Origin of the sequence: Streptomyces sp. NBC_01235 (assembly GCF_035989285.1) — a bacterium.
Classification (GTDB): Bacteria; Actinomycetota; Actinomycetes; order Streptomycetales; family Streptomycetaceae; genus Streptomyces.
In genome coordinates this window covers 6,453,428-6,468,106 of record NZ_CP108513.1, presented here as the reverse complement: position 1 = coordinate 6,468,106, position 14,679 = coordinate 6,453,428, and the positions used below count along the sequence as shown (strand labels likewise).

The window sequence follows — 14,679 nt, the reverse complement described above, 5'->3', positions numbered from 1 at the left end:
GGTCCTCTTCCGTGGGTCTTCGCTGAGTGGGAGCGAGCGCGGGGGGGCGTGACAGGTGTCAACAGGGGGCGTGCGTCGGCGTCAATGCGCTGGTTTGAGCGGGAGCAGGGCGCTGATGCGGAATCCTCCGCCGGGCCGCGGGCCCGCGTCCAGGGTGCCGCCCACCATGCCGACCCGCTCGCGCATGCCGATCAGGCCGTGGCCCGCGCCGTCGGCGCCGCCCTCCTCGTACAGCTCGTGCGGAGCGCCCTTGCCGTCGTCCTCGACGAGCAGGCCGAGGCCGTCGTCGAAGTAGACCAGGCGCACGCTCGCGCCCGCGTTCGGTCCGCCGTGCTTGCGCGTGTTCGTCAGCGCCTCCTGAACGATGCGGTACGCCGTCAGCTCGACGCCGCTGGGCAGCGGCCGCGGAGTGCCCTCGACCTTGAAATCCACGGGCAGACCCGAGCCACGGCACTGCTCGACGAGGTCCTCGATCTGCTCGACGTCCGGCTGCGGCACGTACTCACCGCCCTCCTGGTGCTCGCCGGTGCGCAGCACGCCCAGCAGACGGCGCATCTCGGCGAGTGCCTGGCGACCGGTGGAGGAGATCGTCTCCAGGGCCTTCTTCGCCTGGTCGGGCGCGGCGTCGAGGACGTAGGCCGCGCCGTCGGCCTGCACCACCATCACCGACACGTTGTGCGCGACGACGTCGTGCAGCTCGCGCGCGATGCGGGCGCGCTCGGCGGCGACGGCGACCTTCGCCTGCGCCTCACGCTCCTTCTCCAGACGCGCCGCGCGCTCCTCCAACTGCGCGAAGTACGCGCGACGGGTGCGCACGGAGTCGCCGAGCACCCAGGCGAGGGCGAACGGCACCGTCTGGAAGACGATGACCGCGACCTGGCCCGGCACACTCGCGTTCGCGTGTGGCCAGCGCAGCTGCGCCAGGGTGGCAGCGCTCAGTGCCATGACGAGCGCGAGCCGTGAGGCCCAGCGGGCGCCGGTCGCGGCGACCGTGTAGACGATCACCAGCAGCGCGAAGTCGGCCGCCGTGACCCCGACGTCCAGCACCAGCTGAGCCAGCCCGAGCGCGGCGGCGAGCACGAGCATCTGCTCGGGCATGCGCCGACGCAACGCGATGACCAGGCACAACAGGAACACGACCGGCACCAGCAGCGCCATGGAGTCGGTGCCGCCGCGGTCCTGACCCGCGGTCCCGGCAGCTGCGGAGATCCCGAACAGGACGAAGGCCCAGAAGCCGTCCACCCCGGTCGGGTGTCTGCGGAGGAAGTCATAGAGGCGCTGCACGTAACCCAGCGTAGGGAAGCCCGATGCGTGCAGGGGTCAACCGGACGGCCGATCCGGTCCGGGCTCGCGTACTCCCCAAGGTGGATGCCGTGATCACCTGTACGCCTAGTCTGTCCGCGTGGTGGACGAGGTGGCGGGCGCGGACAAGTGGCGCGGCTGGCGGGCGGCGACGCAGACCGCGCTGTACGGCGTGGACGGAACGGGCGGCTTCTACCGGCGGCCCGAGGGCCCGGCCGGGCACTTCCGGACGTCCGTGCACGCCTCGCCCCTCTTCGCCGGGGCTGTGGCCCGGCTGCTGTGCCGCGTCGACGAGGCGCTGGGCCGGCCCGCGTCGCTCGACTTCGTCGACATGGCCGCCGGCCGGGGCGAACTGGTCACCGCGGTGCTGGCCGCGCTCCCCGGCGGCGTGGCCGCACGCACGCGCGCGTACGCCGTCGAAGTCGCCGGCCGCCCCGAGGGCCTCGCTCACCGGATCGAATGGCTTCCCGAGCCCCCACGACAGGTCACCGGGCTGCTGTTCGCCAACGAGTGGCTCGACAACGTGCCCGTCGAGGTCGCGGAGGTCGACTCCGCGGGGGTGGCGCGGCTGGTGCTCGTCCGGGACGACGGGGTCGAACGGCTCGGGGAGCCGGTGTCCGGCGCGGAGGCGGAGTGGCTCGCCCAGTGGTGGCCGTCGACGGGCGAGGAGGGCCTGCGGGCCGAGATCGGGCTGCCCCGGGACGCGGAGTGGGCCTCCGCTGTCGCGTGCCTCGTACAGGGGCTCGCGGTAGCGGTGGACTACGCGCACTCGGCGAACGCACGCCCCCCGTTCGGGACACTCACCGGCTTCCGGGAGGGCCGTGAGACGGCACCCGTGCCGGACGGCTCCTGCGACATCACGGCCCACGTCGCGCTGGACGCGTGCGCGAAGGCGGGTGAGAGGGACTCCGGTGCCCTCTTGCTCACCCAACGCGCCGCGCTGCGCGCCTTGGGCATCACCGGCGCCCGTCCCCCGCTCGCGCTCGCCTCCACGGACCCCGCCGCGTATGTGCGCGCCCTCGCGAGCGCCGGAGAGGCCGCCGAGCTCACCGCACCGGGCGGGCTGGGCGACTTCGGATGGCTGCTCCAGCCGGTTGGAATTCCGGACCCACTCCTCTAGGAAGGGTCCGACGGAGCAGGTCCGGAGCGGTCCGACGGAGCAGGTCCGGAGCGGTCCCCCCCTCTTGCCCCTACTTGTCGATGTCCCCCACCACGAAAAACATCGACCCCAGGATCGCCACCATGTCCGCGACCAGCGTGCCCGGCAGCAGTTCGGTGAGCGCCTGGATGTTGTTGTACGACGCCGAGCGCAGCTTGAGCCGGTACGGGGTCTTCTCGCCCTTGCTGACGAGGTAGTAGCCGTTGATGCCGAGGGGGTTCTCGGTCCACGCGTACGTGTGCCCCTCGGGCGCTTTGAGGACCTTCGGGAGCCGCTGGTTGATCGGGCCGGGCGGCAGATCGGCGAGACGGTCCAGGCAGGCGTCCGCGAGGTCGAGCGCGTTGTGCGCCTGCTCCAGGAGGCACTCGAAGCGCGCGAGACAGTCGCCCTCGGTCCGGTGCACCACCTTCAGCGTGTTCTGGAGCTCCCCGTACGCGAGGTAGGGCTCGTCGCGGCGCAGGTCGAAGTCGACGCCCGAGGCGCGCGCGATGGGCCCGCTCACGCCGTACGCGTGCACGTGCTCCGGCGCGAGGACGCCCACGTCCCGCGTGCGCCCCCGGAAGATCTCGTTACCGAGCACGAGATCGTCGAAGACGTCCATACGGGAACGCACGGCGGAGACAGCGCCGCGCGCGCGGCCGGCCCAGCCGGCTGGCAGGTCCTCCTTGAGGCCGCCCACGCGGTTGAACATGTAGTGCATGCGCCCGCCGGAGACCTCCTCCATGACGTTCTGGAGCACCTCGCGCTCGCGGAAGGCATAGAAGACCGGGGTGATGCCGCCCAGCTCCAGCGGATACGACCCCAGGAACATCAGGTGGTTGAGCACCCGGTTCAGCTCGGCGAGCAGCGTGCGGGTCCACACCGCGCGCGGGGGCACCTCCATGCCGAGCATCCGCTCCACCGCCAGGACCACGCCCAGTTCGTTGGAGAACGCCGACAGCCAGTCGTGACGGTTGGCCAGCATGACGATCTGGCGGTAGTCGCGGGCCTCGAACAGCTTCTCCGCGCCGCGGTGCATGTAGCCGATCACCGGCTCCGCGTGCCGGATGCGCTCGCCGTCCAGCACGAGCCGCAGCCGCAGCACGCCGTGCGTGGAGGGATGCTGGGGGCCGATGTTGAGCACCATGTCGGTGCTCGACGCGGCGCCCCCGATTGCGACCGTGGTCTCCGTAGGAGTCATGGACTCAGTCTCCTACGTACGCTGGCCGTGTGACTCCGCTCCCCCGCGTGAAGGAAGGGGGTTTCCAACCCGAAGGTTGCGGTCCAGCCCGAACCGATCCTTTGCGGGATGAAAGGAAAATACCACATGGAATCGGGGATCTCCGGGCGCGGAGAGACATTTGAAGCCGCACCTGTGTGGACCGGACTGCCGTCGGGGCTGCTGCGGATGCGGCGCCTGTTGCTGGTGGTGTGGCTGGGGCTGGCGGCCGTCGGCATCGGGTTGCCGCTCGGCCTGTTCGTCGGCCCCGCGTGGGCCGCGTTCGCGTTGCTGCCGCTGGCCGGCATCTGCTGGGGCTGGGTGCTGCTCGGCCGCAACTGGCGCTCCTGGCGGTACGCCGAGCGCGCCGACGACCTGCTGATCAGTCGAGGCGTGCTGTGGCGCGAGGAGACCGTCGTGCCCTACGGACGCATGCAGCTCGTGGAGGTCACCTCCGGTCCCGTCGAGCGGCACTTCGGGCTGGCCAGCGTCCAGCTGCACACCGCGGCCGCCGCGACCGACGCGACGATCCCGGGCCTGGACCCGGCCGAGGCGGAACGGCTGCGCGACCGGCTCACCGAGCTCGGCGGGGCCCGATCGGCGGGGCTGTGACGACGCCGGGCGTCGAGGACGACGTCCCGGACGCGCCGGACGCGCCGGACGCGCCCGGCATACCGGGCGCGCCAGAAGCACCCGGCACCCGATCGCAGCGGCCCGTCACCGAGCGCCGGCTGCACCCCGTCACGCCGTTCCGGCGGGCGTGGGCGCCGGTCGCGGTCCTAGTCGGGTGGGCGGTGCACGACCCGAACCAGGCGCAGGAGCAGCTGACCCGGCTGACCACCACGGCCCTGCTGATCGCGCTCGCCGTCCTCGTCCCTGCGGCCTCCCTCTACGGCTTTCTGACCTGGTGGTTCACCCACTTCGCGGTGACGGACAGCGAACTGCGCATCCGGACCGGCCTGCTGTTCCGGCGCACCGCGCACATCCGGCTGGAACGCATTCAGGCGATCGACGTCGGTCAGCCGCTGCTGGCGAGGATCGCGGGCGTCGCGAAGCTCCGGCTCGACGTCGTGGGCGCCGAGAAGAAGGACGAACTCGCCTTCCTCGGCGAGGAAGAGGCCCGCGCGCTGCGGGCGGAGCTGCTCGCGCGGGCGGCAGGTTTCGCTCCTGAGACGGCGCACGAAGTGGGCGAAGCACCCGCGCGCGAGCTGTTGCGTGTGCCGGCCCGCAAGCTGGCGATCGCTCTGGCCCTGACCGGGGCGACCTGGGGCGCGCTGGCCGCCGCGCTCGTGGTGCCGCCGGTGCTGTGGCTGGCCACCCACAGCGTGTGGACGGTCCTCGCGACCGGCGTGCCACTGCTGGGCGCGGCGGGCGCGAGCAGCGTGGGACGGTTCGTCGGCGAGTACGACTGGACGGTCGGCGAGTCGCCGGACGGGCTGCGGATCGACCACGGGCTGCTGGACCGCACGCACGAGACGGTCCCGCCCGGACGCGTGCAGACCGTGCGGATCGTCCGGCCGCTGCTGTGGCGGCGGCTCGGCTGGGTGCGCGTCGAACTGGACGTGGCCGGCTCGGCCAACTCCGTGCTCGTGCCGGTCGCCCCGCGCGAGGCCGCGGAGGCCGTCGTCGCGCGTGTACTGCCCGGGGTGAGCGTCCCGGCCGAGACCTCGCTGTCGCGCCCGCCGCGGCGGGCCGGGCGGTGTGTGCCTTTGTGGTGGCGGGGCTACGGAATCGCCGTTACTGACACCGTGTTCGCCGCCCGGCACGGACTGCTGCGCCGGAGCCTGACCCTCGTACCGCACGCCAAGGTCCAGAGCGTGCGGCTGACGCAAGGGCCCTGGCAGCGCCTGTGGCGCCTCGCGGACGTCCATGTGGACACGGGGGCCGACAAGACCGTCACAGCCCGGCTGCGGGACGCGCAGGAGGCCGCGGAGCTGCTTCGCGGCCAGGCCGAGCGATCACGGACCGGGCGCCTGGACGCCCGGCCGGACCGGTGGATGGCGTAGGGCTGCGCGGGGAACGGCGTCAGGAGACGGCGCTGCGCAGCCCCTGGAGGTCGATCACCTCGGTCTCGTCGTGCGCGGTCAGGTCGATGACCTGACCTACACCGCGCGACGCCTCGTCCACCGGCTTGAACTCCGCCTCGGACTCGGCCTTGTGCAGCGCCAGGGCCTCCTGACCGACGACGTCGGCGAGGTCCTCGTTCTGCACCGCCTCCAGGGTGTCGGGCGACGACGCGCTCTTCGTGCCGAAGAAGTCGAACCCGCCGTCGGCCGTCGGACGCCGTACGGGCTCCGAGGCCGGTACGACGGCCACGGCGGTCGGCACGGCGAAGTGGCCGGAGGGACGCTGCACGGGAGCGGCGGGACGGCGGACGAGCGCGGTGCCGACCCCGGCGACGGGGGCGGGGGCGGCTTGGGCGGGAGCCGGGGCAGGGGCGGGGTCCAGCGGCGGCTCGGGCCGCACGGACTCCACGCCGTCCCTGTCGTTCGCGTCGTCCCTGTCGTTCGCGTCGTCCCTGTCGTTCGCGCCGACCGCCTGAGCGATGGCCTCTTCCGGAGCGTCCTGCTCCGCCTCGTCCCTCTCTGTATCCGCGGCGGCCTCGGTCTCCGCGACCTCGTCCTCCGGGGCCCGGTCGTACTCGTCAGCCGTGTGGGGGGCGACCGCGCGCGCATGCTCCGCGGCCGCCTCGGGCTTCCCCTGCTCCTCGTCCTCCTGCGCGGCCTCCGCCTCGCCGCCGGCAGCGGCCGCGACCTCCACGGAAGCCGCCTGTGCGGGCTCCTCCTCGGCGGGGTCGTCGCTCTTCGCGGCCTTGACGCCGTCGAACCGGGCCAGGGCCGCCTGCGCCCGCAGGAACAGCTGGGACCCCTCGGGGGAGAAGACCGCCGGAGCCTTCGGCTCCTCCTCGGCCGACGCGACCGCCTCGATCGTCTCCTGGGGCTCCTGCGTTTCGGTCTCCGCCTCGACGGCGTCCGAGCCCTCGGTGGCCTCGATCTCACGCGTGGCGAGCGCCCCCGTCGACTCGGCGTCCTGACCCGCGCGCGCGGCGGGCAGCGCGGGCGAGGGCGCCGCCTCTATCTCGAGCAGACGGCGGCCCTCCAGGGCGGTGGCACGCTCGGTCTCCGCGGTGGCGTAGCGGCGCAGCAGCGCGGCGTGCTCGTTGCGCAGGCCGGCCAGTTCGGCGCGCTTGGACCGCAGACGCTGCTCCAGCTTGACGCGCAGTTCACGCGATTCGTCGAGGTCGCTCTCCAGCTCGGCGACGCGTTCCTCGTAGCGCCACTCGTCACCGGCACGCGCGCGCGTGAGGTCGGCGACCTGCCTGCCGGCCTGCATGTCCCAGCGGCGCATCACGACCGCGCCGACGATCGCCGTGGCCGCGGCGGCCGCGGCCAGAACCCGGAGCGGCGTCGGTTCCGTGAACACCCAGGGGCCGAGGGCGCAGACAAGGGAGACGCCTGCGATCGCCGAGGGAGGGAGCAGCCTGTGCAAAGGTGGGGAATGGCGGTGACGTCCACGTGGCATGGCCAGAAACTTACCGCGCGTAGGCGAATGTTGGCGCCCCGCCCCGCAAAAACACAGCCATAACGAAGTCTTCACAGGGCAACAGCAAACAGAGCTGCCGTCGAATTCGACGGGAAGCAAGATCATTTCCGGCCGGGGCCACCGAAGGACGCCGTCAGCGGCCACCCAGCCGCCCGCTGATCCACTGCAACGTCGGCGGGATCTCGCGTCGCCAGGTATTGAAGTTGTGCCCGCCGCTGTCCAGGACGATCGACGAGATCCTGGTCTTTCCCGTGCCCTTCGCCAGCGCTATGAACTTCATCGTGGTCTTGTAGTTGGACTCTCCAACCTTGCTGGTGGTGACGAGCAGCGAGGTGTTCGGAGCGGAACGATTCTTCAGATACCAGAGCAAATCCGCCTCATTGCGTAGGCTCTTGCTCCCGTGGAAGAGGTCTCCGGTGGTCGGGTCGATCGGCGCCTTGTAGTACGCCGACAGGCCCGCACCGGCCGCGTAGACCTCCGGGTGGTGCATCGCCAGCTTCAGGGCGCAGTAGCCGCCCGTGGAGTCGCCGATGATCCCCCAGCTGCCGGGCTTCTTGCTCACCCTGTAGTGGGCCGTCACGGCGTTCGGCAGGTCCTTGGCGAAGAACGACTCGGTCTGCGGTCCGCCGGGGATGTCCACGCACTCCGTGTCCCGCGGCGGCGCCACCGTCGGCCGCAGCATCACCAGGATCATCGGCTGCATACGCCCGTCCTTGACGAGCTCCCGCGCGGTGCTCGGGTAGTGCAACTTGTTGACGAGCGCTTCCGCCGTACCGGGGTACCCCGTCAGGACGACCGCGGCGGGGAACGTACGCGTCCGGTACGCCGGGTCGAAGTACTCCGGCGGCAGGTACACGAACGCGGTGGTGGCGATGTGCGTCGTACTCCCGTTCACGGCGACCTTCTGGACCTGCCCGCCGATCTGCGGCCGCCCGCTGCCGCCGCCGTCCACACGCCGCGTGTCGACCACCTGCAGCGGCCCGGCAGGGCCACCGCCCGCCGCGTGGTCGACGACCACACCCTGGGCGGTCTCCTTGCCGAACAGGTCCGCCCAGCTGGCGTAGAAGCCGAAGGCCTGGTTGGCGGAGAGGCCCACCGACGCGAACAGCGCCAACTGGGTGGCGAGCAGCAGCCCGACGCGCCCGCTGACGGCCCGCCAGCTGCGCCGGGCCAGGCGCGGCCACAGCCACACCGTGCCGACGAACAGCACCAAGGCGAACAGCACTGACAGCAGCAGCACTTTGTTGCTCGTGAGACCCATGCGGTGGTTTCCTGCCTGCTCTCCGTCCGGGAACCCGCCCGCTCCCCCGACTCCTTCGCGAGGGCTTGTCCCGAACTTTCCTTGGCCTTTTCAGCGGCTTTGAGGAAACGAGTGAACCTCTCAGCCCAAGACACCGTCCTAGAGGGCGCAATGTCGCCGGATGCCCGAATCGGCACCGGGTTCAAGGTCTCTCGCGGAACTACGGGATGCGATGTCTGTCACGGAAGATGGGGAAATGTCGGGCGGGGTTCCGCGCCGATCAAGCCGGGTGCGGCAGATAGTGCGAGGTCCGCGCCCCGAGTCCGTACCGGCCCTCGTCGGCAGAGCGTGTGCCCTCGTGGGTCTGCTGGACGTGGCCGCGGGTGTCTTCCCGCGGTTCAGGCACAGCCGTATGCACACCTTCGCCGAGGTGCTGCCCGGTTCCTTCGGGCCGTTCGCCGCCGCGCTGTCGCTCAGCGCCGGCGTCCTGCTGCTGCTGCTCGCCCACGGCCTCAAGCGCAGCAAGCGGCGCGCCTGGCGCGCGGCGGTGGTGCTGCTGCCGGCCGGCGCGGTCGCACAGTTCGTGTACCGGCACTCGATCGTGGGCGCGCTCATCTCGGTCGCGCTCCTGGTGCCGCTGCTGCTGCACCGCGACCAGTTCGCGGCGCTGCCCGACCCGCGCAGCCGCTGGCGCGCGCTCGCCAACTTCGTCCTCATGGGCGCCGGTTCCCTCGGTCTGGGGCTGGTCATCGTCAGCGTCCACCCCCACCGCATGATCGGCGACCCGAGCCTGGCCGATCGCATTACGCACGTCCTGTACGGCCTCTTCGGCTTCGAGGGCCCGGTCGACTACCAGGGCAACACCTCCTGGACCGTCGCCTTCTCCCTCGGCGCCCTGGGCTGGATCACCGCGGTGACGACGATCTATCTCGCCTTCCGGCCCGAGCACCCCGCCGCGCGCCTCACCGAGGAGGACGAGACCCACCTGCGTGCCCTGCTGGCCAAGCACGGCCGCCGCGACTCCCTCGGCCACTTCGCGCTGCGGCGCGACAAGGCCGTGGTCTTCTCCCCCAGCGGCAAGGCGGCCGTCACCTACCGCGTCGTCTCCGGTGTGATGCTGGCCAGCGGCGACCCCATCGGCGACGTCGAGGCCTGGCCCGGCGCCATCGAACGCTTCATGGACGAGGCCAAGGCCCACTCCTGGACCCCGGCCGTCATGGGCTGCTCGGAGACCGGCGGCGAGGTCTGGACCCGCGAGACCGGCCTGGACGCCCTCGAGCTGGGCGATGAGGCGGTGGTGGACGTGGCGGATTTCTCCCTGGCCGGCCGCGCGATGCGCAACGTGCGCCAAATGGTCAAGCGCATCGAACGCGCCGGTTACGAGACCCGGGTCCGGCGCGTGGGTGACCTCGGCGAGGCCGAACTGGAGCGCATCCGACGGGCCGCGGAGGACTGGCGCGGCACCGACACCGAGCGCGGCTTCTCGATGGCCCTGGGCCGCATCGGCGACATCACCGACACCGACTGCCTCATCGCCACCGCCCACAAGGCCGACGACGTCCCCGGCGAGTACGGCGACCTCAAGGCGATCCTGCACTTCGTGCCCTGGGGCCCCGACGGCGCCTCGCTGGACCTGATGCGCCGCGACCGCTCGGCCGACCCCGGCATGAACGAACTGCTGATCGTGGCCGCCCTCCAGGCCGCCCCGAAGTTCGGCATCACGCGCGTGTCGCTGAACTTCGCCATGTTCCGCTCGGCGCTCGCGCGCGGCGAGAAGATCGGCGCCGGACCCGTCCTGCGCGCCTGGCGCGGTCTGCTGGTCTTCCTCTCCCGCTGGTTCCAGATCGAGTCGCTGTACAAGTTCAACGCCAAGTTCCAGCCCCGCTGGGAACCCCGCTTCGTCGTCTACCGGGCCTCCGGCGACCTCCCCCGCATCGGCTTCGCCGCCATGCAGGCCGAAGGCTTCGTCAACCTCGCCCTCCCCCTGCCACGTTTCCTGCGCCGCCGCTCCACCGCGGCACGCGCGTGTGCGCACACGGTGGCGGAGAGAGACGTACGGGCGGCGTAGCCGCGGCGATGGAGGTCCAGCAGGACTCGGGCCCGGGCCGCACCGCGGCCCGGGCCCTTCCTGGGCCTACGCTGAACGTATGAGCAAGCAGAGCGGACGCGGGCGCGTCGACGGCCTTCCGGAATGGGACCGCTGCGCGGTCATGGGAGTCGTCAACGTGACCCCCGACTCCTTCTCCGACGGCGGCCGCTGGTTCGACACGACGGCCGCCGTCAAGCACGGCCTGCAACTCGTCGCCGAGGGCGCGGACCTGGTCGACGTCGGCGGCGAGTCCACCCGCCCCGGCGCCACCCGCGTCGACGAGTCCGAGGAGCTCCGCCGGGTCGTCCCCGTCGTCCGCGGCCTCGCCTCCGAAGGCGTCGTCGTCTCCGTCGACACGATGCGCGCCTCCGTCGCCACCCAGGCCCTCGCGGCCGGCGCCTCCCTCGTCAACGACGTCAGCGGCGGCCTCGCCGACCCGGCGATGATCCCGGCCGTGGCGGACGCAGGCGCCCCCTTCGTCGTCATGCACTGGCGCGGTTTCCTCGAGGGCGGCAACGTCAAGGGCGTCTACGCCGACGTCGTCGCCGAAGTGGTGGACGAACTCCACGCGCGCGTGGACGCCGTCCTGGCAGGCGGCATCGCCCCGGACCGCATCGTCGTCGACCCGGGCCTCGGCTTCTCCAAGGAGGCCGACCACGACCTCTCCCTGCTGGCTCACCTCGACCGCCTGCACTCCCTCGGTCATCCGCTGCTCGTCGCCGCCTCCCGCAAGCGGTTCCTCGGCCGTGTCCTGGCCGGCCCGGGCGGCGCGCCGCCGCCGGCGCGCGAGCGCGACGCCGCCACCGCCGCCGTCTCCGCCCTCGCCGCGCAGGCCGGCGCCTGGGCGGTCCGCGTGCACGAGGTACGCGCGACGGCGGACGCGGTGCAGGTGGCACGCGCCGTGGAAGAGGCGCGCGAGGGAAGTGGCGCGCCGGACATACGCGACACACAGGACACGCGCCCCGGCGCACACGATCCGCACGGCCCGCACGGCCCGCACGGCGCAGAAGGAGCCCGGTGAGCGCCCCCCACACGGACGTCGAGCAGGTCGAGGCGGCCAACACCGCCTTCTACGAGGCACTGGAACAAGGCGACTTCGAAGGCGTGTCCTCGTTCTGGCTCACCCCGGCCGACCTGGGCGTGGACGAGACCTACCACGACCCGGCGGACGTCGGCGTGATCTCCTGCGTGCACCCCGGCTGGCCCGTGCTCACCGGTCGCGGCGAGGTCCTCAGGTCGTACGCGCTGATCATGGCGAACACCGACTACATCCAGTTCTTCCTCACCGACGTGCATGTCTCCGTCACCGGCGACACCGCTCTCGTCACCTGCACCGAGAACATCCTCAGCGGCGGCCCCGCACCGGAGGCCGGCGAGGAGCTCGGGCCGCTCGTCGGCCAGCTGGTGGTCGCCACGAACGTGTTCCGCCGCACGTCCGACGGCTGGAAGCTGTGGTCGCACCACGCCTCCCCGGTTCTGGCCGAAAACGACGAGCCCGAAGAGCCCGAGGACGAGGACAACCCGTCCTGAGCGGGTAGGCGACCTACGGGAAGGCCCTCAGGAAGGGGGCAGGAGTCCCCGAGGTGACCCACAGGGACCAAGAAGTGGTTGGAATCACGGACACGTGGGTAGGCGCGGCTACCAACCCCTGAGCTGCCGGGTGCCGCAAGGGAAACGCCCGGTGAAAACTCCTGGCTCCGGCCCGGGCCACCGCGGTCGGGGCCAGGGTCTGTCAGTGCTCGCAGGTAGATTCGTTCGAGGCCGGAATGCCGCCCGCACCCGGTACGCACCGGCCGAAACCGACGATTGCAGGAGTGATTCGCGTGGATCGTGTCGCGCTGCGCGGCCTGAAGGCCCGCGGGTACCACGGCGTGTTCCCCAAGGAGCGCGAGGAGGGCCAGACCTTCATCGTGGACCTCGTCCTGGGCCTGGACACCCGACCGGCCGCCGCCGACGACGACCTGGCGAAGACCGTGCACTACGGCATCGTGGCGGAGGAGGTCGTGGCCGTCGTCCAGGGCGACCCCGTCGACCTCATCGAGACGCTCGCCGAGCGCATCGCCCAGGCCTGTCTGAAGCACGAAGGGGTCCAGGAGGTCGAGGTCTGTGTCCATAAACCGGACGCCCCGATCACGGTCCCCTTCGACGACGTGACCGTCACCATCACCCGGAGCCGAGTATGACCGCGTTCTTCACCGAGGGTCAGAGCGACCCGACCGTACAGCCGGTACCCGCCTCCGTCGTCGAGAAGGTCGACGCCGCCGACACCACGCTGCACAACCCCCAGCGGGCCGTGATCTCCCTCGGCGCCAACCTCGGCAACCGCCTGGAGACCCTCCAGGGGGCCATCGACGCCCTGGAGGACACCCCGGGCGTCCGCATCAAGGCCGTCTCCCCGGTGTACGAGACCGAGCCTTGGGGCGTCGAGCCCGGCAGCCAGCCGTCGTACTTCAACGCGGTGGTCCTGTTGAAGACGACCCTCCCGCCGTCCTCGCTCCTGGAGCGGGCGCACGCCGTCGAGGAGGCCTTCCACCGGGTACGGGACGAGCGCTGGGGCGCGCGCACGCTGGACGTCGACATCGTCGCGTACGCCGACGTCGTCGACGACGACCCGCACCTCACCCTCCCTCACCCCCGCGCCCACGAACGCGCCTTCGTTCTCGTCCCCTGGCACGACGTGGAGCCCGAGGCCCAACTCCCGGGCCGCGGGCCGGTCGCCGACCTCCTCGACACCGTCACGCGCGAGGGCGTCGCAGCCCGCAAGGACCTGGAACTCCAGCTGCCCGAGTAGTCGTTAAGGTCAAGAGGACCACTGCCCGCGCGCTGTTCGCGCCCGCGGGCTCGGGGGAGCTGAAGGGACACCGTGAGAGAGCTGCGCATCAGGGTGCTGGCAGGCGTGTTCGTCGTCGCCGCGATCCTGTCCTGGGCGGGCGCCCGCCTCTGGAACTCGATCGGGACCCTTCCCAGCGTCCCGCTGGCCGCCCCCATCGTCCTGGCCCTGATCGCCGTGGTCCTGCTCGCCACGGCGCTCTCGCTGCGCGGGCGCCTCAAGGCCCAGCGCGAGCGCCGCCCCGAGGCCAAGGGCGTCGACCCCCTGATGGCGGCCCGCGCGGTCGTCTTCGGCCAGGCCAGCGCCCTGGTGGCCGCCCTGGTCTCCGGCATGTACGGAGGCACCGGAGTCTTCCTCCTGGAGTCCCTCGACATCCCCGCCCGCCGCGACCAGGCCATCTATGCCGGCTTCTCGGTCCTGGCAGGCATCGCCGTCATAGCGGCGGCCATCTTCCTGGAACGCGTGTGCAAGCTCCCCGAGGACGACGACCACGAGAACGGGGCGGCATCGACGGCCTGACGCCGTCACCAGGGCCGAGGGTGGCAGGCTTTGCGCTCGATCGACCCCGCCGTTCAGACGGTATCGGGCACCACTGACGGATCCTCCCCGCAGGTCAGCGCGACAGTATCAGGCTCATCGCCTCGGCCCGGGTGGTGGCGTCCCGAAGCTGACCCCGCACCGCCGAAGTCGTGGTCTTGGCACCCGGCTTACGGATCCCCCGCACCGACATGCACATGTGCTCGGCCTCGATGACGACGATGACACCGCGGGCCTCGAGGATCCGCATGAGGGAGTCCGCCACCTGCGTAGTGAGTCGTTCCTGCACCTGCAGGCGCCGGGCGTACACCTCCACCAACCGCGCCAGCTTCGACAGGCCCGTGATCTTGCCTGTCTCCGCCGGGATGTAGCCGACATGGGCCACACCATGGAACGGCAACATGTGATGCTCACACAAACTTACGATTTCAATGTCCTTGACCAGGACCATCTCGTCGTGGCCGAGATCGAACGTCGTGGTCAGGACATCCTCGGGCACCTGCGTAAGCCCCGCCAGAAGCTCCCGATACGCCCGCGCCACCCGCGCCGGCGTCTCGCGGAGTCCCTCACGGTCCGGGTCCTCGCCGACCGCGATCAGCAGTTCGCGTACGGCGTTCTCGGCGCGCTTCTCGTCGAACTCGCCGATGGAGCCCTCGCCGTCCAGCGTCACGGGGTCGGTCATCTGGTGCCTCGTTCCTGTGCGGGTCGCGCGTGTGGGGCACGCGCCTCATCTGCGGGCATAGAGAATCGGTCATACGAAATGCCGCGCCCCCCAGGCTAG

At 71.5% G+C, this 14,679-nt stretch carries 14 protein-coding genes; 9 read left to right on the top strand and 5 right to left on the bottom strand.

Annotation, left to right across the window (positions count from 1 at the left end; translation table 11 throughout):
• Nucleotides 1-81: 81 nt before the first annotated feature.
• Nucleotides 82-1,284 (bottom strand): sensor histidine kinase, encoded by a 1,203-nt coding sequence (locus OG289_RS28930; RefSeq protein WP_327316972.1) that lies wholly within the window; start codon nt 1,282-1,284, stop codon nt 82-84.
• A 118-nt stretch (nt 1,285-1,402) separates the two neighbouring features.
• Between OG289_RS28930 and OG289_RS28925 the strand changes: the two genes are divergently transcribed.
• Entirely contained in the window at nt 1,403-2,422 is a 1,020-nt protein-coding gene (locus tag OG289_RS28925) for an SAM-dependent methyltransferase (protein ID WP_327316971.1), read from the top strand.
• Nucleotides 2,423-2,492: 70 nt separating this feature from the next.
• Here OG289_RS28925 and OG289_RS28920 read toward each other — a convergent pair whose 3' ends face one another.
• On the bottom strand, nt 2,493-3,641 hold the full coding sequence (locus OG289_RS28920; protein ID WP_327316970.1) for an NADH-quinone oxidoreductase subunit D: 1,149 nt from the start codon (nt 3,639-3,641) through the stop codon (nt 2,493-2,495).
• Nucleotides 3,642-3,767: 126 nt separating this feature from the next.
• Here OG289_RS28920 and OG289_RS28915 point away from each other — a divergent pair, with 126 nt between their 5' ends.
• A complete protein-coding gene (locus OG289_RS28915; RefSeq protein ID WP_327316969.1) occupies nt 3,768-4,271 on the top strand; it encodes a PH domain-containing protein in 504 nt (167 codons plus the stop codon).
• Nucleotides 4,268-5,665, top strand: a complete 1,398-nt coding sequence (locus OG289_RS28910) for a PH domain-containing protein (RefSeq protein WP_442818967.1) — start codon at nt 4,268-4,270, stop codon at nt 5,663-5,665. Before OG289_RS28915 ends, OG289_RS28910 begins: the two co-directional genes overlap by 4 nt.
• 19 nt (nt 5,666-5,684) lie before the next feature.
• Here the strand turns inward: OG289_RS28910 and OG289_RS28905 are convergent, their stop codons facing one another.
• Together OG289_RS28905 and OG289_RS28900 are read right to left on the bottom strand one after the other, a co-directional pair.
• Nucleotides 5,685-7,139 (bottom strand): hypothetical protein, encoded by a 1,455-nt coding sequence (locus OG289_RS28905; RefSeq protein ID WP_442819103.1) that lies wholly within the window; start codon nt 7,137-7,139, stop codon nt 5,685-5,687.
• Nucleotides 7,140-7,335: 196 nt separating this feature from the next.
• Nucleotides 7,336-8,463 (bottom strand): alpha/beta hydrolase, encoded by a 1,128-nt coding sequence (locus tag OG289_RS28900; protein WP_327316967.1) that lies wholly within the window; start codon nt 8,461-8,463, stop codon nt 7,336-7,338.
• 235 nt (nt 8,464-8,698) lie between these two features.
• On the opposite strand from OG289_RS28900, the gene OG289_RS28895 reads away from it, so the two are divergent.
• The 6 genes from OG289_RS28895 to OG289_RS28870 all read left to right on the top strand — a co-directional run bounded on the left by OG289_RS28895 (nt 8,699) and on the right by OG289_RS28870 (nt 13,880).
• The gene (locus tag OG289_RS28895; protein ID WP_327316966.1) at nt 8,699-10,510 is read left to right on the top strand and encodes a phosphatidylglycerol lysyltransferase domain-containing protein; all 1,812 of its coding nucleotides are present in this window, start codon (nt 8,699-8,701) and stop codon (nt 10,508-10,510) included.
• 79 nt (nt 10,511-10,589) lie between these two features.
• Nucleotides 10,590-11,552, top strand: a complete 963-nt coding sequence (folP, locus tag OG289_RS28890; protein ID WP_327316965.1) for a dihydropteroate synthase — start codon at nt 10,590-10,592, stop codon at nt 11,550-11,552.
• Nucleotides 11,549-12,061, top strand: coding sequence for a nuclear transport factor 2 family protein (locus OG289_RS28885; RefSeq protein WP_327316964.1), 513 nt, complete (start codon nt 11,549-11,551; stop codon nt 12,059-12,061). The genes folP and OG289_RS28885 overlap by 4 nt, the downstream gene beginning before the upstream one ends.
• Before the next feature lie 293 nt (nt 12,062-12,354).
• Nucleotides 12,355-12,714, top strand: coding sequence for a dihydroneopterin aldolase (gene folB / locus OG289_RS28880; RefSeq protein ID WP_327316963.1), 360 nt, complete (start codon nt 12,355-12,357; stop codon nt 12,712-12,714).
• Complete coding sequence (gene folK, locus OG289_RS28875; protein ID WP_327316962.1) at nt 12,711-13,322, top strand: 2-amino-4-hydroxy-6-hydroxymethyldihydropteridine diphosphokinase; 612 nt, start codon at nt 12,711-12,713, stop codon at nt 13,320-13,322. Before folB ends, folK begins: the two co-directional genes overlap by 4 nt.
• A 72-nt stretch (nt 13,323-13,394) precedes the next feature.
• The gene (locus tag OG289_RS28870; protein WP_327316961.1) at nt 13,395-13,880 is read left to right on the top strand and encodes a DUF3180 domain-containing protein; all 486 of its coding nucleotides are present in this window, start codon (nt 13,395-13,397) and stop codon (nt 13,878-13,880) included.
• A gap of 94 nt (nt 13,881-13,974) precedes the next feature.
• On the opposite strand, the gene folE is transcribed toward OG289_RS28870, so the two are convergent.
• Nucleotides 13,975-14,580, bottom strand: coding sequence for a GTP cyclohydrolase I FolE (gene folE, locus OG289_RS28865; RefSeq protein ID WP_327316960.1), 606 nt, complete (start codon nt 14,578-14,580; stop codon nt 13,975-13,977).
• Nucleotides 14,581-14,679: the final 99 nt, after the last annotated feature.

What these genes read in the sequence shown, in the direction of transcription:
- folE (WP_327316960.1), bottom strand. Translation starts at nt 14,580, where the DNA reads ATGACCGACCCCGTGACGCTGGACGGCGAGGGCTCCATCGGCGAGTTC.
- folP (WP_327316965.1), top strand. Translation starts at nt 10,590, where the DNA reads ATGAGCAAGCAGAGCGGACGCGGGCGCGTCGACGGCCTTCCGGAATGG.
- OG289_RS28920 (WP_327316970.1), bottom strand. Translation starts at nt 3,641, where the DNA reads ATGACTCCTACGGAGACCACGGTCGCAATCGGGGGCGCCGCGTCGAGC.
- OG289_RS28915 (WP_327316969.1), top strand. Translation starts at nt 3,768, where the DNA reads ATGGAATCGGGGATCTCCGGGCGCGGAGAGACATTTGAAGCCGCACCT.
- OG289_RS28900 (WP_327316967.1), bottom strand. Translation starts at nt 8,463, where the DNA reads ATGGGTCTCACGAGCAACAAAGTGCTGCTGCTGTCAGTGCTGTTCGCC.
- folK (WP_327316962.1), top strand. Translation starts at nt 12,711, where the DNA reads ATGACCGCGTTCTTCACCGAGGGTCAGAGCGACCCGACCGTACAGCCG.
- OG289_RS28895 (WP_327316966.1), top strand. Translation starts at nt 8,699, where the DNA reads ATGTCGGGCGGGGTTCCGCGCCGATCAAGCCGGGTGCGGCAGATAGTG.